Genomic DNA, 18,688 nt, shown 5'->3' with positions numbered 1-18,688 from the left:
TGCTGCGGCGGCTCACGTTCCTGCTGCGGCCGAGCTGGGTGATCCTGGCCCTCGTCGTCGCCGGATTCGCCTACCTGTGCTTCACCGTGCTCGCGCCCTGGCAGCTGGGCAAGAACACCACGACCTCGGAACGCAATCAGCGCATAGCCGATTCGGTGGAGGCCGCGCCCGTGGATGTCACCACCATGCTGGGTGGCACCGGCCAGGACACCGAGTGGCGCCGGGTCACCGCGAACGGCAGCTACGTCCCGGATTCGACCGTGCTGGTGCGACTGCGCGTCCTCGACGGCGCACCCGGCTACGCGGTGCTGGCCGCCTTCCAGCTCGACAGTGGCGCCACCGTGCTGGTCGATCGCGGCATGGTGGCCGCCGCCCCCGGCGGCACCCGCCCACCGGAGATCGCCGCCCCGCCCACCGGACCCCAACGTCTCGAGGCCCGCGTCCGCGCCTCCGAAGGCGTCGACCCGAAGCGCGTGCCGACCACCGAGGACGGCTACCGCCAGGTCTACTCCCTCGACACCGCCCAGGAGGCAACGGTTCTCGGCCTCCCGCTGACCCCCATCCCCACCAACGGTGGCGGCGGCTACCTCCAACTCGCCGAAAACCAACCCGGCGCATTCACCCCCGTGGCCCTCCCCCAACTCGACGCCGGCCCCTACCTCTCCTACGGCCTGCAATGGCTGGCCTTCGGCATCATGGCCCCCCTCGGCCTCGGCTACTTCGTCTACGCCGAACTCCGCGCCCGCCGCCGCGAACGCGCCGAAGCCACAACGGAATCGGGCACCGAGCCACCCCAACCGGCCACAGTCGAGACGCCCGCCGCCGAACCCGCTACCGCCTCACCGACCACCGTGACCACATCGGCCCCGGCCACCGCACCGGACACCCGGACCCCGGCCGAGTCCAAGAAGCTCAGCAACGAGGCCCGGCTCGCGGATCGCTACGGCGGCAGCCGACGCTGACCCGCCGCGCCACACCACCCGCACCACGCTTCCTCCAGCCGGCCTGAAATCACCCCGTAATCCCGGCATGCTTTTGGCCGGGATCCACGAAACACGTTGTGGCACAGACAGTGTGGATCCCGGCCAAAGACGCGCCGGGATGACGGGGTCGCCTCGCCCCGCCGACCTCGGTATCGATCGCAATCTGCCGAAGTGGCAGATTCCGGGACAGAAGTGCGCGCCGGCGGCTGTCCCCGCGACACGTCCGACGGCGGGCTCGAGTGCGACAGCTAACCTCGGGCGGTGCGGAGGACTTCAACTGCGGTCGGGCTGCTGCTCGGGTTCGCGCTGGATCGGGTGCTGGGTGACCCTCGACGGGGGCATCCGGTGGCTGGATTCGGGTCGGCGGCGATGGCGCTGGAAAAGGTGACCTATCGGGATGATCGGGCGGCGGGGGTCGTGTACGAGGTGGTGCTGGTCGGTGGGGTGACCGGGGTGGGGGTCGGGCTGAGTCGCCTTGCCGGCGCGCGGCGGTCGGCCGGTGCGCGCGCGGTCGGCGATGTCGTTCTGACGGCGGCTGCCACCTGGACGGTTCTCGGGGGGCGCACGTTGACTCGGGTGGGGCGGGAGATGGCTGATCATCTCGAGGCCGGGGATCTCGAGGCTGCGCGGGCGCTGCTGCCGTCGCTGTGTGGGCGGGATCCGGAAGTGCTCGAGGCCGATGGGCTGGCTCGGGCCGCGTTGGAGTCCATTGCGGAGAACACCTCCGATGCGACTGTGGCGCCGCTGGTTTGGGGGGCGGTCGCGGGGGTTCCCGGGTTGCTCGCGTATCGGGCGATCAACACGCTCGACGCCATGGTGGGGTATCGCAATGAGCGGTACAGCCAGTTCGGTTGGGCGGCCGCTCGGACCGATGATGTGGCCAATCTCGTTCCCGCTCGGGTCGCGGGCGTGCTGACGACTGTGCTGGCGCCGGTGGTCGGCGGACGCCCCGGCGAGGCGTGGCGGGCGTGGCGTCGGGATGCGGCGCAGCATCCGAGCCCGAATGCCGGTGTGGCGGAAGCCTCCATGGCCGGTGCGCTCGGCGTCCGGTTGGGTGGCCGCACCGAGTATCGGCACGGTGTGGAGATGCGGCCCACGCTCGGCGATGGGCCCGCGCCGCGGGTTCCGGACCTGCGCCGCGCGGTTCGGCTGTCCGGGGCCGTGCAGTTGGCGACCGCTCTCCTCGCCGCCGCGACCGCCGCCGGGGCAGGGGCCGCCGCGCGTCGTCGCTGAGCGTCGGCTGTGCACGGCTCGCGTGCCGGGGCCGAGCGGTGCGGCCTACCGGCGGGCGGCCTCCCGCCCCGGAATGTCACAGTGTTGCGGTCCGCGTCGTCATCTCCGTGACAGGGCTTGTCCGGCGGCGGCGGGCGCGACGACTCGGGAAATGGGCATGGTGAGGTGGCTATGAGCGACGAAGAGCGGCGGGGTGTTCCCGATCAGGCCGAGCTGGCTCGGCAGTTCGAGGAGCATCGCGGGTATTTGCGGCGGGTGGCGTACAGCACGCTGGGGAGTTTGAGCGATGCCGACGATGTGGTGCAGGAGGCGTGGCTGCGGTTGCAGCGGTACTACGAGACCGCGCCCGAGGGGACCGAGATCGAGAATCTGCGGGCCTGGCTGACCACGGTGACGGGTCGGCTGGCGCTGGATCATCTGGGGTCGGCGCGGTCGCGGCGCGAGCAGTATGTCGGGGAGTGGCTGCCGGAGCCGGAGGTGACCAGCTGGGATGATCCGGCGGACCGGATCTCGCAGGACGAGCGGGTGACGACGGCGCTGCTCGTTGTGCTGGAATCGCTTTCGCCCGCCGAACGGACGGCGTTCGTGCTGCAGGATGTGTTCGGCATGACCGGGCCCGAAGTGGCCGAGGTGGTGGGCCGGACACCGGCGGCCGTGCGGCAGTTGGCCTCTCGGGCGCGCAAGCATGTGGAGCAGGGGACGCCGCGGTTTCCGGCCAGCCGCGACGAGCATGAGAAGGTGGTGTCGGCCTTCGCTTTGGCGTGGCGCTCCGGCGATTTGAGTGCGCTGCTGGGTGTCCTGGACGCCGAGGTGACCTTCACCGCGGACGGCGGCGGCAAGGTCAATGCCTTCCTGCATCCGCTGCACGGTGCGGATCGGGTCGCGAAGACGCTGCTCGGGTTCCTGGGCTTCGCTACCAAGGTCGGTGGGGCGTGGGGTCGTTCGGTGCTGGTCAATGGCCGCCCCGGCCTGGTGGTGTTCGACGGCAAGAGCACCGGCGTGTTCTCGTTCACCATCGACGAGGGCCGCATCACCAATATCGATGTGGTCCGCAATCCGGACAAGCTGCGCGACCTGCCGCTCGACGGGGACCCGGATTGGGATCTGGTGGAGCCGGAAGGCTATCTGCCGCCGGAGGATTCGGCGAACTGATAGCCCAGCCCGTCATCCCGGCGCGCTTCTTGGCCGGGATCCACTACAGGCAGCGAGCTGCTGGGGGTGTGGATCCCGGCCAAAAGCATGCCGGGATGACGAAGGCGTCAGCATGCCGGTATGACGACGGCGTCAGTTGGGTGAGGCGACGGCCGCGACCAGTTGCATGCCGTGGGCGGCGGCCACCTCCGGTGAGTAGAGCCGTCCCGCGTCGGCGGTAAGTCCTTGCGCCAGACCGGGATCGGCGGCACAGGCCGAGCGCCAGCCGAGGTCGGCGATGCTGCGCGCGTACGGCAGGGTGGCGTTGGTGAGCGCCACCGTGGAGGTGTGCGGCACCGCGCCGGGCATGTTGGCCACGCAGTAGAACAGTGAATCCGCTACGCGGAAGGTGGGATTCGCGTGCGTGGTGGGGTGTGAGCTCTCGAAGCACCCGCCCTGGTCGATGGCGATGTCCACCAGCACCGAGCCGGGCCGCATGCGCGCGACCAGGCTGTCGGTCACCAGTTTCGGTGCGCGGGCGCCGGGGACCAGCACCGACCCGATCACCAGATCCGCTGCCAGCACGGCCTTTTCGACCTCGGCCGCATTGGATCCGATGGTGGTGACATGGCCCGCGTACAGCGCGTCCAGCTCCCGCAGCCGCGCGAGATTGGTGTCCAGCACGGTGACCCGCGCACCCATGCCGAGCGCGACGGTGGCCGCGTTCGTCCCCGCGACGCCGCCGCCCAGCACCACCACATCGGCATGCCGCACCCCCGGCACCCCGCCGAGCAGTACGCCCGCCCCGCCCTGCGGCGACATCAGGTGGTACGCCCCGACCTGCGTCCCGAGCTTCCCCGCCACCTCGCTCATGGGCGCGAGCAGCGGCAGCGACCCGTTCTTGGCCCGCACGGTCTCATAGGCGATGGCCGTGATCCCGGATCGCAGTATCGCCTCGGTGCATTCCCGCGACGCCGCCAGATGCAGGTAGGTGAACAGCACCTGCCCGCCCCGCATGCGCGGATACTCCACGGCGATGGGCTCTTTCACCTTCATGACCATGTCGGCGGCGTCCCACACCTCCTCGGGTCCGCGCACCACCCGCGCCCCGACACCGGTGTATTCGGCGTCCGAGAATCCGGACCCGCCGCCCGCACCCGCTTCGATCAGCACCTCGTGTCCGTGCCGCACCAGCTCCCCGGCGCCCGCCGGCGTGAGCGCGACCCGGAACTCCTGCTCCTTGACCTCCCGTGGCACCCCGATCCTCATACCGCCATCGTGGACCACCGCCCCGCCCGCCGCCATGAGCGCCACGGGCGGAATTCGGTAACGGCAATCGGGCGGCGACCGCTACCGGGCGGCGACCGCCAGCACCTCACCCGGGGTGGGGATCACCAGCTGGTCGGCGCGGCCGGCGTAGCCGAAGTTGCGCTCCAGGTAGTCGAGGTTCTCGGAGAAGTGGGCCCAGCCTTCGGCGTGTACGGGGACGATCGTCGCAGTGCCGAGCACTTCGGCGACCTTGACGGCGGTGCGGCCGTTGAGGGTGACGTCGGTGTCGCCGTAGCGGCCCGGATTGGCCGCGCCCACATTGAGGATGGCGATGTCGATGCGGCCGATGCGTTCGACGATGCGCTCCACGCGGTCGACGGCGGCATTGTCGCCGGAGACGTAGACGGTCGGCTGCCCGTCGGCCTGCAGCACGAAGCCGGTGACCACGCCGGACATGGGTTCGCAGCCTTCGGGGCCGTGCAGGGCGGGCACGCCGGTGACGGTCACGTCGCCCAGGCGCACGGACTGCCAGTTCTCCAGTCCCTCAACGCCTTCCATGCGGGCGGCGGCGTCGGGGGTGGACAGCACCCGGTCGACCTGCGCCAGGAAGGCCCGCCCGGACTTGTCGAGATTGTCGGGGTGCTGGTCGTGCGAGAGCAGCACCGCGTCCACGTGCCCGATCTGTTCGGCGGCCACGGCCGGGCCGGTGAGCTTGTGCAGGGTGAGCGGTCCCGCGGTGTAGTCGCCGGGCTCGTCGAACGTGGGATCGGTGAGCCAGGTCAGGTTGCCGTAGCGGAAGCGCACGGTGGGCCCGCCGATGTGCAGGATCTCCACGGTGGCGGGGGCGATGGTCTCGATCGTGTTCGTCATGACAGTCAGTTTTATCGTTCCGACCGGTACGCGACAGTGGCCCGAAGGCCCGGCATCGATAAAATCGGGCCATGCATCAGGTCGCCGTGCTCGCCTTCGAACAGATCAGCCCGTTTCACCTGTCGGTGCCGAGCCTGATCTTCGGGCGCGCGGGTCTCGGTGACACACCGGGCACACCCTACGAGGTGCGGGTGTGCGCGGAGAACCCCGGAATCCTCTCGACCCCGGCGGGTTTCGACATCATCGTGCAGCACGGCCTGGAGGCGGTGGAGTCCGCCGAGACTGTGATCATTCCCAGTTGGCGGCGCGAACTCTCGCTCGGCGAGCCGACCCGCGAGGCCCTGCACCGCGCCCACGATCGGGGCGCGCGGGTGGTCGGATTGTGCCTGGGCTCCTGGGCGGTCGCGGCCAGCGGCCTGGCCGACGGCCGCGAGATCACCACGCACTGGTCGGCCGCCGCCGAACTGGCCCGCACGTTTCCGGCGGTCCAGGTGCGCGCGGACACGCTGTGGTCCGATCACGGCGATCTGATCACCTCCGCCGGCGTGGCCGCCGCCCTGGACTGCTGCCTGCATCTGGTGCGCAGCGATCACGGCAGCCGCACCGCCACCGAACTCGCGCGCGCCCTGGTGCTGGCCCCGCATCGCAGCGGCTCGCAGGCGCAGTACATTCCAGTTGCCGTCCCGGAACCCCTCGACGACGACACCCTCGAGCACGCGATGGTCTGGGCCAGAACACATTTGGACGAGGCCATCGACCTGGACGCCTGGGCCCGCATCGCCCTCATGTCGCGGCGCACCTTCACCCGCCGCTTCCGGGAGCGCACCGGTTCCAGTCCGCAGCAGTGGCTGCTGCAACAGCGCGTGGATCGGGCGCGGCTGCTGCTGGAGTCCACCGACGAGACCATGGATCGCATTGCCGCCGACGCGGGTCTGGGCACCGCGGTGAATCTGCGCCATCATTTCCATCGCGCGCTCGGCACTTCCCCGGCCGCTCATCGGGCCGCTTTCCGCTCCACCGCGGACCGTCGCGCGGGCTGACCCGGACCCGCCCGGACCGGGCACTGTGCACAGTGCTCTAGGTTCACGGTCATGAGGATTCAATTGGGCGAGCACGCACCGCAGATCGACGAGGCCGCGTGGATCGCGCCGAATGCCACCGTGATCGGCCGGGTGAAGATCGCCGCCGAGGCGAACATCTGGTACTCGGCGGTGCTGCGCGGCGATCTGGAGGACATCACCGTCGGTGAGCGCACCAATATCCAGGACGGCTGTGTGCTGCATGCCGATCCGGGTTTCCCGCTGACCGTGGGTGCGGGAGTCTCGGTGGGGCACAATGCGATTCTGCACGGCTGCACGATCGGCGACGATGTGCTGGTGGGCATGGGGGCGACGGTGCTCAATGGCGCGGTGATCGGCGCAGGCTGCCTGATCGCCGCCAATGCCCTGATTCCGGAGGGCGCGCAGATTCCGCCGGGCTCGCTGGTGGCCGGTGTGCCCGGCAAGGTCCGGCGCGAGCTGGGCGAGGCGGAGCTGGATCGGATCAAGTTGAATGCCGCTGTGTACCTTCACAACACGAGCCTGCATCGGGACGGTCAAGTGCTTTGACTCGACAGTGTGTGTGAGATCACGCACACTGAACAAGCGACCATATAACCGCCTGCTAGCATCGCTCGCAGCGTTCCCGGCGGCCCGGGCTGTGCCGCCGTTAGCCGGGTGCGCGCCAGGGGCTAGCAGGAGGTTGGAACGGTGTCGTACGAGCACAACGGTATGCACCGACGTCGGATCAGCGTGGCCGATATCGCGGCCCAGCCGGGGGGTGTCGAGGCGCTGCAGCGCCGGGTTCACGAATTGCGTTCCAATGGCATCGATTTCGCGGCGAATGCGATAGAGCGTGAAATGGCGGCCTTGAACCTGCACTGACCCCGCTCGGGCGTGCGGCCACCGGACCGCAGCGCGCGGGGCGGGCATCGGATCACCGACCGCAGTGAGATAATGGCGCGGCATTCGCCGCAACGTCGCGGTTTTCGTCCGATCGACTGGAGACTCGATGCCCTCGGTGCCCACCATCCTGCAACGCATTCTGGAGAAGCCGCGGGCAGAAGGCGAGCAACTACTGGAGAGCGCGCTGTCGGCCTTCCTGGACTTCGGCATCAAGCGAACCAGTATGGGAGAGATAGCACGTCGCGCCGGCATCAGCCCGGCCACGCTGTACCGCCGCTTCGAATCCAAGAACGATCTGGTGGAGGCGGTGGGCGTGCGCGAGGCGCAGCGCTTCGTCGCCGAGATCGAGGAACGCGTGCAGGCGGTCTCGGGTGATGGCAGGGCTGTCGACGAGCAGATGGTGGAGATCTTCGTCGCCTTCATCACCAATCTGGCCGGCAACCAGCTGTTGCAGCGGCTGTTGCGCACCGAGCCGGAGATCATCCTGCCGCGGCTCACCACCGAGGCGGGACCCGTTCTCGCCGTGGGCCGTTCGTACCTGGCCGACAAGCTGCGGGTATTGCAGCAGGACGGCACGGTGCCCGCACTGGATGTCGAGCTGGTGGCGGAAATCTTCGCGCGCCTGGGACATTCGCTGGTGCTCACCCCGGATGGCCTGATCCCCTTGCACGATGAGCAGGCCGCACGCGAGTTCGCCCGTCGCACAATGCTTCCTATGGTCGGACTGCGGCAGGCTTGATCCGGCGGCCCGCGAAGCGGCGCATGATCGGCAGGTCCACCCAGTGGTAGGCGGCCGCCCCGACCGCCACCGAGACCACCAGGCTCAGTAACGCGAACCCCGCCCAGCCGAGCAGGCCGAACTGCTTGCCGCCGATGAGGTTCCGGGTGATGACCACCATCACCGGGAACTGGATCAGGTAGAAGGCGAAGGACACATTGCCCAGCCACACCATGCGCGGATGGGCGTTGAGACCGCGTATGCCCGCCAGGTCCCGGGCGGCGAGGGTGGCGACCACCGCCGTCATCGGGGCCAGCAGCAGCGCGGACATCTTGTAGTTCACCGGCACCACCCAGGTGGCTGCGTAAGCGAGGGCCAGCACGAGCAGTGGCGGCGCGAGACGCGTACTGCGCCAACGGCCTTCGAGCACCATGCGGGCCGCCAGCACGCCCAGGAAGAACTCGGGCAGCCGGGTGGCCGGGAAGTTGTAGCTGAGCCAGTAGGCCGGGGAGACCGGGATATCGGGCTGCTGGAACCACACCGGCGCGGCGTGCAGTTCGTAGAACGGGGACGCGTCACCCGGAACCAGGCGCGGCGCAAAGGCATTCGCTATGCCCTTGGGGCCGGGCACCCACAGGTAGTAGGCGGTGTGCAGGGCCAGGATGAACAGCATGAGCAGGCCGAGCGCCAGCAGCAGCCGCCGGGTGGGGATGCGCCGGATCAACGGCAGCGCCAGCGGAAAGCTCAGGTAGAACAGCATTTCCGCGGCCAGCGACCAGGCCGGGACGTTCAGGCCGCCGACGGTCGTCCACTTGGGCACCCAGGTGTGCACCAGCAGCAGGTTCGGCGCCCACACCACCGCGCGCGAGAGCGGCACGCTCGCAGCGAGGATGAACGCACCGGCCGCCAGCAGATGGGTCGGATAGATCTTGAGCACCCGCCGCCGATAGAACCCGCGCACCGACATGCCGGGTTTGAACGACCAGTAGATGATGAAGCCCGACAGCACGAAGAAGAAGGTCACGCCCGCCGCGCCGAGCTGCATGGGCATCCACTGGTGGATGGTGCGGAACAGCTCCGACTTCTGGAACGGATAGACCGGCAGGAACACCAGGGCGTGCAGCAGGAACACCGCGAAGGCCGCCCACCACCGCGCCCCGGTCAGCGACGGCAGCGCGGGGCGCTCCTGATCCGCCTGTGCGGCAACGGCTTCCGCGGTGCCGACGGCTTTCGCGGTATCCGGGGTGGTGAGACTCATCGGCGTGCGTACCTGTCGTACAGCGCCCGGGCCACCACCGCGTCACCGTCGACGGAGGGATGGAACGGCAGGCCGTCGATATCAGCGCGCCAGTCGCCGAGGCCGTTCATCCACGGGTCGGCCGAACACAGCCCGTGCCCGGCGGTGAGCGCGCGGGAGTCGAGGAATTCCACGCCGAGCAGGGCGGCGGCTTCACGCTGGGCCCGGTCGATGGCATCGAGCAGTTCCACGAGCGCCCGCCCGCGCGGCTGGATGAACGGCGCGACTCCCAGGATGCTGAGGCAGACCGTATCCGTGCCGGAGGGGAACAGTTCCGGATAGCCGACCAGCACGATGCGCGCATTGGGCGCGTAGTACTTGATGTAGGTGACGGCGTTGCGGATTCGCGCGGCGTAGTCCGCACCGGTCACCGCGCGGTGGTCGGGGATCCGCCCCTGGTCCATGGCGTCAAGGCCGCAGCCGCGCAGCAGGTCGAAGATGCAGCGGTCCATGGCTTTCCACAGCGTGGTGTCGCCGGCGCCCCAGGTGTCGTTGAGCCCGAACTGCATGGTGACCACTTCGGTGCGCGGCCCGAAGGCCCCCGCCTGGTCGGCGAGTTTGGCCTCGATGCCGAGGGTGTATCCGGCTCCGGTGTCGATGGAGGCTCCCGTGCAGGAGACGTCGAGGACGTCCTCGGTGCCCGCGACCCGCATGAGGGTGCTCAACTGCGAGGGCCAGGAGGTGGCGCGGCGGATGCACGCGACTTCCTCGGAGGTGGAGTCCCAGGCGTTCGCGCTGAACGAATCACCCAGCACCACAAGCTGTTTGCCCTGGGGCGCGGCGTTCGCGTCCCCGATCGCGGTCACGGATGCGGCGATGGCCACCGCCAGCGCGCACAGCCATCGCCCACTGTTGCCGACCATGTGGCCCCGCTTCCTCAGTAGCCGGCGCGCGGTTCGAATCCGGGCGCGTCGAGGGTGGGCGGGGCGGGCTGCTGGGTTTGCGGCGCGGGTGCGGTCGCGATGGGTTTGGTCGGTACGGCGGGAGCGGGCTGGGCGGGTGCGGCCGGTTCGGTGACAGCGGGTTCCGGTGCGGGCGCGGCGGTCTCCGAAGTGGGCTGCGGGGCGGCCGAACTCGCCGGGGCCGTGGAGCTCGCCGGTGCGACCGAGCTGACCGGTGCGACGGACGAGGGTGCCGCGCCCCCGCCGGAGTCGCTGTCGCCGCAGGCCGCCGTCCCTCCGATCAGCATCGCCGCACCGATCAATGCCGTGACCGCACGCACGGCGAAAACACCTGGCCCACTGGATTGCATCAGAAACCTCACATCAACAACTGAAGCAAGACCGCTTCACTCACGCCGGAGTCTACAAAGCACCCCGCTCCCCCATCGCCGAATCGATCAATCCCCGAGCCCCGAATTCCGTGGGCGCGACACAAGATCGACAAGGGTTCGATAAGCATCCCTTCAGCCGGCCGGACCACACTGCCCGCATGAAGCTCCGTGCCGCCGCGCAGTCCGCCCGCATTCGTCTCGCCCGGTGGCTGCCCCCGCGCCGCATGGGAAAACTCCTGGTGACGGCCGTGATCACCGGAATCCTGGTGTGTCTGAGCTCGATTCTGTGGATCCGCTACACCGCCGACGATTTCCAGTACAGCGCCGAATCCGCACCCAATGCCGATGTGGCCATCGTCTTCGGCGCGGAGATCTACGACAATGGCCGGCCGTCCCCGTTCCTGGCCGCGCGCCTGGACCTCGGCCGCGAACTCCTCGAAGCCGGCAAGGTGAAAGCCATTCTGGTGACCGGCGACAATGGCCGCGAATCACATGACGAACCCACCGTCATGCGCAACTACCTGACCGGCAAGGGCGTCCCCGCCGCCAAGATCGCCCTCGACTACGCGGGCTTCAGCACCTACGAATCCTGCGCCCGCGCCTACGAGATCTTCGGCGTGCGCTCGGCCATCGCCGTGACACAGGACTTCTCGCTCCCCCGCACCGTGGCCCTGTGCCGCGCGGTCGGCATCGACGCGGTCGGCGTGGGCGACGACACCCAGGGGCACAACAACGTCTACTGGAAGTGCTGGTTCCGCGACCAGCTGGCCGCCACCAAGGCCGTGTACTCGATCGTCACCAAACCCGAGCCGACCTTCCTCGGCGAGCAGGAGACCTCGGTGCGCGACGCCATGGCGGCCACGCCCTAGCGGTCCCCCGAACGCACGCCGAGCGGCCGGGATGCCTCGGCCGCTCGCGTCCCATCGATGAAAGAGCTGCCCGCTCAGCCGATCTCGGCGTCGGCGTGTCCGGCGCACCAGTCGGACTCCGGGACCATCGCCTTGACGTCGTCGACGTGGGCGCCGCAGCCGTCCCAGGTCGTCTTTCCGCAGGTGCACTGGACGGGGTAGCACATGGTCGTTCTCCTCACGAGTCGTCGGGATCCCCCGAAACTCTACTGACCTGGGAGAAACGCCTGTTCACGGCATCAGGCCGCGGCGGCCGCCGACCTGCGCCGGGCGGCCCCGATGCGCTTGCCGATGACGCCCTGACGTGGGGCGAAGAGGTAGACGAGGGTGAAGACCGCGCCCTGCGCGACCACCACCATGGCGCCCGGAGCGGTGTCGAGGTGATAGCTGAGGTACAGCCCGGCCACCGAACAGACCGCCGAGATGATCGGCGCGATCAGCAGCATGCGGCCGAATCGGTCGGTCAGCAGATAGGCCGTCGAACCCGGAATGATCAGCATGGCCACCACCAGGATCACGCCGACCGCCTGCAGCGACAGCACCGCGGTCAAGGCCAGCAGCGCCAGCAGCGCGGCCCCGAGCAGGCGCGGGCGCAGGCCCAGCGCGTGCGCGTGCGTGGGATCGAAGGCGTACAGGGTGAAATCGCGCCGCTTGAGCACCAGCGCGGCCAGCACGATGGCGGCCAGAATCGCGACCTGGATCAGTTCGGCGCGACTCACGCCGAGCAGATTGCCGAAGATGATGTGGTTCAGGTCGGTCTGGCTCGGCGTCACCGACACCAGCACCAGGCCGAAGGCGAACAACGTGGTGAAGACGATGCCGATGGCCGCGTCCTCCTTCACCCGGCTGGTGCTGCGGACCACGCCGATGAGCGCGACGGCCAGGAAGCCGAAGATCACCGCGCCGACCGCGAAGGGCGCGCCGACGATATAGGCGAGAACCACGCCGGGCAGCACCGCGTGCGAGACCGCGTCACCCATGAGCGACCAGCCGATGAGCACCAGCCAGCAGGACAGCACCGCGCACACCACGGCGGTGATGAGGCAGGTGATCAGCGCCCGCGTCATGAAGTCGTAGCTGAGCGGTTCGACGAGAAATTCGTTGAGGCTCATGGCTATCCGGCCTTGCGCAGGTCGTCGCGGCCCCGGGCCGGGTGCCGGTCGCGGCTGCCGCGATCGTCCTCGTCACCGCTGTCGCGGTCCCCGTCGAGCACGTCGATGCCGAAGGCGCGCGCGAGGTTGTCCGGGGCCAGCACCTCGTGCGGGTCGCCGTGCGCCAGCACGCGGCGCATGAGCAGCACCGCTTCATCCGCGAGGCCGGGCAGAGCGTGCAGGTCGTGAGTCGAAACCAGGACGGCGGCACCGGAATTCGCGAGTTCGCGGAGCACCGCGGTGATGGTGGCCTCCGAGCGCTTGTCGACGCCGGCGAACGGCTCGTCCAGCAGCAGGATGGTGGCGCCCTGCGCCAGCCCGCGCGCCACGAAGGCGCGTTTGCGCTGCCCGCCCGACAGCTGCCCGATCTGTCGGTCCGCCAGGTCGGTCAGTTCCACGCGGGCCAGCGCCTCGGCGACGGCGTCCCGGTCGGCGCGGCGCGGGCGGCGGGTGAACCCCATGTGCCCGTAGCGTCCGGTCATGACGATGTCGCGCACCGAGAGCGGGAAGCTCCAGTCCACGTCCTCGCTCTGCGGAACATAGCCCAGCACACCGGATTTGCGCGCCGCCGCGGAGGTGCCGCCGTCGACGCGGACCGTGCCGCGGTCCGGCGCGACCAAGCCCATGATGGTCTTGAACAGCGTCGACTTCCCGGAGCCGTTCATGCCGACCAGCCCGCAGATCCGGCCGTGCCCGAGCGTGAGCGAGACGCCCTCGAGCGCGGGCACCTCTCCGTAATGGACTGTGACGTCCCCGATTTCGATCGCGGCGTTCATGACGACCGTCCCGTCAGACCCGCGCTGATGGTCGCGGCGTCATGTTTGATCAGATCCAAATAGGTGGGGACAGGGCCCTTTTCATCGGACAGCGAGTCCACGTAGAGCGTGCCGCCGAACTTGGCCCCGGTGGCCTCCACGACCCGCTGCATGGGTGCGTCGGACACGGTCGATTCGCAGAACACCGCGGGAACCTTGTTGGTGCGCACGAATTCGATGGCCGAGGCGATCTGCTGGGGTGTGGCCTGCTGTTCGGCGTTCACGGCCCAGATGTACTTCTCGGTCAGCCCGGCGTCGCGCGCCAGGTACGAGAACGCGCCCTCGCAGGTGACCAGCGCGCGCTCATTGGCCGGCAGCGCCGACAGCGTCGTGGTCAGCTCGCTGTGCACCTGCTGGAGCTTGCCCTTGTACGCGTCGCCATTGGCGCGGAAGTCGTTGGCGTGCGCGGGATCCAGTTCCCCGAAGGCGCGCACCATATTGTCGACGTAGATCTGCACGTTCAGCGGCGACATCCACGCGTGCGGGTTCGGCTTGCCCTGGTAGGCGTCCTCGCCGATGGCGATGGGCGTGACACCGTCGGTGACGACCACGTGCTGCACATCCAGATCCGCGACGAACTGCGCGAACCAGGCTTCCAGATTGAGCCCGTTGTCGATGATCAGATCCGCCTTGGACGCGGTCCGGATATCGCCGGGCGTCGGCTCGTAGCCGTGGATCTCGGCCCCCGGCTTGGTGATCGACTCGACGGTCAGATGCTCCCCGGCCACATTGCGCGCGATATCGGCGAGCACGGTGAAGGTGGTGAGCACCACCGGTTTGCCATTACCAGAGGTGCTGCTTCCGCATCCGGTGAGCGCGATGGCCGTCGCGGACACGGCGAGCATCGCGATGAGCGCACGCCGAGGAGCACTCCGAAATCGGTGGGGCCAAACCTTCATCACCTGAATGTAAAGTTCGGGCCGCCAAACTTTCAAGCCCCGGGTGCGCGAAAACACCCCTTGACAGGCAGCCGCATGGGGCGTGCGGCGATGAACGGGAATCCAGACTGGCGGAATTCAAATACCGACAGTATCTTGAGACCCATGGCACGGATGTCACGACCGGAAAGCCAGGCGCGCACGCGGGCCGAACTGGTTCGCACCGCACGCGATCTGTTCGTCGCGGACGGGCTCGCGAACACCTCGCTGGCGCGGGTGGCCGATGCGGCCGGCTACTCCAAAGGCGCGGTGTATTCGAATTTCCGCAGCAAGAATGAGCTCTGCCTGGAGGTCGTGGAGCTGATCCACGTCGAGGCCATGAACGGCATCGATCGATTGCGCGGACGGAACGGCACCCGCGTAGGGCGGCTGGGCGGGGTGCGGGAGTGGATGCGCGCGAATGTCGAAGCGACCGGGCGCAATCGGCTCGACTTCGAGCTGACGCTGGCCGCGCAGGAGGATCCGCGCCTGCGCGATCAATTGCGCGCCAATCGGTCCGCGATCCAGGACGCGCTGGCCGGGCTGCTCGCCGAGATCGCGGGTGCCGAGGTGAGCGAATCCTTCCGCGATGCGGCGAAAACCGTGTTCAGCCTGGGGATGGGATTGGGCGTGCAACGGCTGGCCGATGCCACGATCGCACCCGATCCGATCATGACGCTGCTGCCCGGACTGCTCGCGGGAGCCGAGGGTTTGAAAGACGTTCAAAGCGATCCTGCCCACTCCTCCGATATTGAAAAGCGTTCAAACCGAGGTTCGGCCTCCGGTCGCGGTGACGAATCCCGCGCGGCGCTGCTCGACGCGGCGGTGACGGTTTTCCGGGCCAAACGCTTCGACGAGGTGTCCACCACCGAAATCGCGCAGCGCGCGGGCGTCGCCATCGGCTTGATCAACTACCACTTCGGCGGCAAGCGCGGCCTGTACCTGGCCGCCGCCGAGGCCGTCTCCGGCGACTTCTGGGACCGGCTCCAGTCGCTGCGCGGACCCGCGGTGTCACGACTCATCCGAGGTCTGGATCTGTACCTCGATACGGCCGAGGAATTCGAGGGGTCGCCGCTGGCGCTGTCGACCCGGGTGCCGGACGTCGAACTGCGCGCCATCCAGCAGCGACAGTCCGATCGGCTGATCGACGCGCTCATGCTGGAGATCAACGGCGGTGCGGGAACGCCCTTGGCGCGCACCGCCGTCGCGGGCTGGCTGGCCTTCGTGGAGGGCACCGTCACCGAATGGCTGCGCACCCGCGACCTCAGCCGGGTACAGCTCCGGGAACTGCTGGTCGCCAGCCTGTTCGCCACCGGCCAGGCGGTATTGACCCTGGCCCCCGAGACCCCCCTCTCCTCGCGCGCCATCAGCGCGCTCCTGGACCGATCCCAATTGCCCACCGAGACAACGGAGTACGACGAGTGAGCACATCCCTGGACGCCGGACCCAACAACCGGCTCGCCGCCGGACCGATCGGCCGGGCCGTCGCCTGGCTGGTCGGGCCGCGGCCGTACAAGAACCGGGCCCGACTACGACGTGAAGTCGACGGCAAGGTCGCCGTGGTGACCGGAGCCTCCTTCGGCGTCGGCGAGGCCACCGCCCGCATCCTCGCCGACGCCGGCGCGACGGTCGTGCTGGGGGCACGGTCGGCCGAGCAGTTGAATCTGATCGTCACCGAGATCAAGGCGGCGGGCGGGCAGGCGGTCGCGATCCCGCTGGATCTGGCCTCCGAGGATTCGGTGAAAGCCTTTGCCGAACAGGTACTCACGCAATTCGGCCAGGTCGACTATCTGGTGCACAATGCGGGCAAGTCGCTGCGGCGCTCGATCCACCTGTCCTACGACCGCCCCAAGGATCTGAACGCGACCACCGCGGCCAACTACCTCGGCCCGATGCGCCTCACCCTGGCCCTGCTGCCGAAGATGCGGGAACGCGGCTGCGGGCACATCGTGAATGTGTCCACCGCCGGGCTCATGTTCCCGGTCGCCCCCAAATGGGGTTTCTACCTCTCCTCCAAGGCCGCGTTCGATATCTGGATCCGCTCGGTCGCCATGGAGGCGCGGCCGGACGGTGTCACGCTGACCAGTTTCTATGCGGGGGCGATGTTCACGCGGATGAGCGCTCCCAGCGGCTGGGTGTCCGCGCTGCCCGGACATTCCGCCCGCGACGCCGGATACATCATCGCGCGCGCGATCGTGCGCAAGCCGCGCACGCTGGCCCCGGCGGTGGTATGGCCACTGTCGGTGCTGGTGCCGCTGCTGCGCACCCCACTGGAGATCGGCGCCACCTTCCTCTACCGCTTCCTCGGCGACACCAAGGCGTCGCTGGCCAGCGCGGCAAAGGAGGCGGGCAATGTCGCGTAATGCGACCGGATTCCAGTGGCGCGCTGCGGTGCTGCCGCTCGCGACCTCCGGTGCGCTGCGGCCGGTCGGCCCGGCCGCGGGTGTGCGAATCATCAAGGCGCTGTGGCAGTTCGGGCCGTCGATAGCGACCGTGCTGGCACTGTCCGCGGCCCGGTATCCGGATCGCCCGGCGATCGTCGACGATCGGGGCACGGTGACCTACGGGCAGTTGCAACGCCGGTCGGAGGCGATCGCCGCGGCGGTGCACGCACTGCGGCCCGAGGCGAAAACCCTTGCGGTGCTGTGCCGTAACCACCGCGGCTTCCTGGAAGCGGCCGTCGTGGGCGCGCAGCTCGGCTGTGAGCTGGTATTCCTCAATACCGACCTCCCGGCGGCCCAGCTCGCCCAGATCCTCGAGCGACACCGGCCCGACATTCTGGTGCACGACGCGGAATACGATGCCGCCCTGGATGCGACGGCCTTTCCCGGCCTCCGGGTGCGAGCGTGGCCTGCGGAGACCGCGAGGCTCAGTGATTCCACCGCGACGCCGCCCGGGGGAACTGCCGCTGCACGGCCGGGCGAAGCAGCCGCAGCACAGCCCGGCGAAGCGGCCGACGGACAGCGGGCGCGGCCGGATGTCGAGTCGGCGCCGGATCCGGGTGGCGCGCTGTCGCTGGAATCGCTTGCCCGCCAGCGGCATCCGGCTCCCCCGCCGGTGCATCACTCGGTCAGGATCACGCTGTTGACGTCGGGGACGGGCGGTCTGGCCAAAGGCGTGTCCCGGCCGTTGCGTGCCCGCGCGCTGGCCGAGATGACCGCGACCGCCATGTCGGCCACGCGGTTCACCTCCCGCGATGTCATGGTGCTGGCTCCGCCGTTCTTTCACGGCTTCGGCCTGGCCGTCGCGGTCGGCGCGCTGGCGCTGGGTTCGACGATTGTCACGCGCAGGCGGTTCGATCCCGAAGTCGCGCTGGCCGATATCGAACGGCATCGCGCGACCGTGTTCGTCGGTGTTCCGGTGATGTTGCAGCGCCTGGTGGCGGTGCCCGAGCAGCGGCGGCGTGAATTCCGCACCGGCTCATTGCGTTTGGCGGTGACCGGGGCCGCGCCGATCTCGCCCGCCACCATTGCCCGGTTCCTCGGGGCCTTCGGTCCCATCCTGGTCAATGGGTACGGCTCGACCGAGGCGGGCATCATCTCCCTCGCCACCACAGCCGACCTGGCGTTCGACCCGAGGACCGCCGGGCGGCCCGCCATCGGCGTATCGGTGCGCATTCTGCGCGCGGACCGCACCCCGGCGGCAGTGGGCGAGACCGGAACCATCTTCGTGCGCGGCGGGGTCGGCTATCACGGCTACGTGGCGGACATGAGATCGCCGATCCAGGCCAAGGAGATCCTCGACGGGCACGTGAACACCGGCGACATGGGGCACCTCGACGCGGCGGGGCGGTTGTACATCGACGGCCGCGACGACGACATGATCGTGTCCGGTGGCGAGAACATCTATCCGAAGGAGGTGGAGGATGTGCTCGCCGACCATCCGGCCGTCGACGATGTGGTCGTGATCGGGGTGCCGCACGAGGAGTTCGGGCAGGTGCTGCGCGCCTACCTGGTGGCAGCACCCGGCCTGTCCCTGCCGTCCGCGGAGGAGCTCAAGGCCCACATCCGCGAACGCCTGGAACGCTACAAGGTGCCCAAGGAATTCATTGCGCTGGAACAGATCCCGCGCAATCCCAGCGGAAAGATCCTGCGACGCCAACTGGAGGGCCAGGCGAGTCGCCCGGCTGGATAGAACTGCGACGGCACCCCGTCACCAACTCGTCATCCCGGCGCGCTTT

General features: G+C 69.0%; 20 protein-coding genes. 11 read left to right on the top strand and 9 right to left on the bottom strand.

The window, feature by feature from the left end; translation table 11 throughout:
* Positions 1–2: 2 nt before the first annotated feature.
* From H0264_RS15400 to sigJ, 3 genes are all read left to right on the top strand, one after another.
* On the top strand, positions 3–962 hold the full coding sequence (locus tag H0264_RS15400) for an SURF1 family cytochrome oxidase biogenesis protein (protein ID WP_181585574.1): 960 nt from the start codon (positions 3–5) through the stop codon (positions 960–962).
* 282 nt (positions 963–1,244) lie between these two features.
* Complete coding sequence (locus H0264_RS15395) at positions 1,245–2,216, top strand: cobalamin biosynthesis protein (RefSeq protein ID WP_181584594.1); 972 nt, start codon at positions 1,245–1,247, stop codon at positions 2,214–2,216.
* A 171-nt stretch (positions 2,217–2,387) separates the two neighbouring features.
* Positions 2,388–3,368, top strand: coding sequence for an RNA polymerase sigma factor SigJ (gene sigJ / locus H0264_RS15390; RefSeq protein WP_181584593.1), 981 nt, complete (start codon positions 2,388–2,390; stop codon positions 3,366–3,368).
* Between the two features lie 132 nt (positions 3,369–3,500).
* On the opposite strand, the gene ald is transcribed toward sigJ, so the two are convergent.
* Together ald and H0264_RS15380 are read right to left on the bottom strand one after the other, a co-directional pair.
* Positions 3,501–4,616: an alanine dehydrogenase gene (gene ald, locus H0264_RS15385; RefSeq protein ID WP_181584592.1), complete on the bottom strand. Its 1,116-nt coding sequence runs from the start codon at positions 4,614–4,616 to the stop codon at positions 3,501–3,503.
* An 81-nt stretch (positions 4,617–4,697) separates the two neighbouring features.
* Positions 4,698–5,486, bottom strand: coding sequence for an MBL fold metallo-hydrolase (locus tag H0264_RS15380; RefSeq protein WP_181584591.1), 789 nt, complete (start codon positions 5,484–5,486; stop codon positions 4,698–4,700).
* Between the two features lie 71 nt (positions 5,487–5,557).
* Between H0264_RS15380 and H0264_RS15375 the strand changes: the two genes are divergently transcribed.
* The 4 genes from H0264_RS15375 (at position 5,558) to H0264_RS15365 (ending at position 8,168) form a co-directional block, all read left to right on the top strand.
* On the top strand, positions 5,558–6,526 hold the full coding sequence (locus H0264_RS15375; RefSeq protein WP_181584590.1) for a GlxA family transcriptional regulator: 969 nt from the start codon (positions 5,558–5,560) through the stop codon (positions 6,524–6,526).
* Positions 6,527–6,577: 51 nt separating this feature from the next.
* Complete coding sequence (locus tag H0264_RS15370; protein ID WP_181584589.1) at positions 6,578–7,093, top strand: gamma carbonic anhydrase family protein; 516 nt, start codon at positions 6,578–6,580, stop codon at positions 7,091–7,093.
* Between the two features lie 183 nt (positions 7,094–7,276).
* Positions 7,277–7,408 (top strand): hypothetical protein, encoded by a 132-nt coding sequence (locus tag H0264_RS39020; protein ID WP_276314003.1) that lies wholly within the window; start codon positions 7,277–7,279, stop codon positions 7,406–7,408.
* A 127-nt stretch (positions 7,409–7,535) separates the two neighbouring features.
* Positions 7,536–8,168, top strand: coding sequence for a TetR/AcrR family transcriptional regulator (locus tag H0264_RS15365; RefSeq protein WP_181584588.1), 633 nt, complete (start codon positions 7,536–7,538; stop codon positions 8,166–8,168).
* Here H0264_RS15365 and H0264_RS15360 read toward each other — a convergent pair.
* Genes H0264_RS15360 through H0264_RS39015 form a run of 3 tightly spaced genes read right to left on the bottom strand, consistent with a single transcriptional unit; the run spans position 8,143 to position 10,666 of the window.
* Positions 8,143–9,405, bottom strand: coding sequence for an acyltransferase family protein (locus H0264_RS15360; protein ID WP_181584587.1), 1,263 nt, complete (start codon positions 9,403–9,405; stop codon positions 8,143–8,145). The two genes, H0264_RS15365 and H0264_RS15360, sit on opposite strands and share 26 nt — an antisense overlap.
* Positions 9,402–10,307, bottom strand: a complete 906-nt coding sequence (locus H0264_RS15355) for an SGNH/GDSL hydrolase family protein (RefSeq protein ID WP_181584586.1) — start codon at positions 10,305–10,307, stop codon at positions 9,402–9,404. The genes H0264_RS15360 and H0264_RS15355 overlap by 4 nt, the downstream gene beginning before the upstream one ends.
* A 14-nt stretch (positions 10,308–10,321) precedes the next feature.
* A complete protein-coding gene (locus H0264_RS39015; protein ID WP_181584585.1) occupies positions 10,322–10,666 on the bottom strand; it encodes a hypothetical protein in 345 nt (114 codons plus the stop codon).
* 209 nt (positions 10,667–10,875) lie between these two features.
* Between H0264_RS39015 and H0264_RS15345 the strand changes: the two genes are divergently transcribed.
* A complete protein-coding gene (locus tag H0264_RS15345) occupies positions 10,876–11,586 on the top strand; it encodes a SanA/YdcF family protein (RefSeq protein ID WP_181584584.1) in 711 nt (236 codons plus the stop codon).
* Between the two features lie 74 nt (positions 11,587–11,660).
* Here the strand turns inward: H0264_RS15345 and H0264_RS39010 are convergent, their stop codons facing one another.
* The 4 genes from H0264_RS39010 to H0264_RS15330 form a co-directional block, all read right to left on the bottom strand.
* Entirely contained in the window at positions 11,661–11,792 is a 132-nt protein-coding gene (locus H0264_RS39010) for a hypothetical protein (protein WP_276314005.1), read from the bottom strand.
* A 72-nt stretch (positions 11,793–11,864) separates the two neighbouring features.
* The gene (locus tag H0264_RS15340) at positions 11,865–12,737 is read right to left on the bottom strand and encodes a metal ABC transporter permease (RefSeq protein ID WP_181584583.1); all 873 of its coding nucleotides are present in this window, start codon (positions 12,735–12,737) and stop codon (positions 11,865–11,867) included.
* 2 nt (positions 12,738–12,739) lie between these two features.
* Positions 12,740–13,552 (bottom strand): metal ABC transporter ATP-binding protein, encoded by an 813-nt coding sequence (locus H0264_RS15335; protein WP_181584582.1) that lies wholly within the window; start codon positions 13,550–13,552, stop codon positions 12,740–12,742.
* On the bottom strand, positions 13,549–14,436 hold the full coding sequence (locus tag H0264_RS15330) for a metal ABC transporter substrate-binding protein (protein WP_276314006.1): 888 nt from the start codon (positions 14,434–14,436) through the stop codon (positions 13,549–13,551). The genes H0264_RS15335 and H0264_RS15330 overlap by 4 nt, the downstream gene beginning before the upstream one ends.
* A gap of 198 nt (positions 14,437–14,634) precedes the next feature.
* On the opposite strand from H0264_RS15330, the gene H0264_RS15325 reads away from it, so the two are divergent.
* The 3 genes from H0264_RS15325 to H0264_RS15315 are packed head-to-tail and all read left to right on the top strand — an operon-like array spanning position 14,635 to position 18,642.
* Complete coding sequence (locus tag H0264_RS15325; protein WP_181584581.1) at positions 14,635–15,933, top strand: TetR/AcrR family transcriptional regulator; 1,299 nt, start codon at positions 14,635–14,637, stop codon at positions 15,931–15,933.
* Positions 15,930–16,871: an SDR family NAD(P)-dependent oxidoreductase gene (locus tag H0264_RS15320; protein WP_181584580.1), complete on the top strand. Its 942-nt coding sequence runs from the start codon at positions 15,930–15,932 to the stop codon at positions 16,869–16,871. The genes H0264_RS15325 and H0264_RS15320 overlap by 4 nt, the downstream gene beginning before the upstream one ends.
* Positions 16,861–18,642 carry an AMP-binding protein gene (locus tag H0264_RS15315; protein ID WP_181584579.1) on the top strand — a complete coding sequence of 594 codons (1,782 nt, stop codon included), beginning with the start codon at positions 16,861–16,863 and terminating at the stop codon, positions 18,640–18,642. Before H0264_RS15320 ends, H0264_RS15315 begins: the two co-directional genes overlap by 11 nt.
* Positions 18,643–18,688 lie beyond the last annotated feature (46 nt).

It is taken from the genome of Nocardia huaxiensis (genome assembly GCF_013744875.1).
GTDB lineage: Bacteria > Actinomycetota > Actinomycetes > Mycobacteriales > Mycobacteriaceae > Nocardia > Nocardia huaxiensis.
This window is presented reverse-complemented; position numbering and strand designations above follow the sequence as displayed.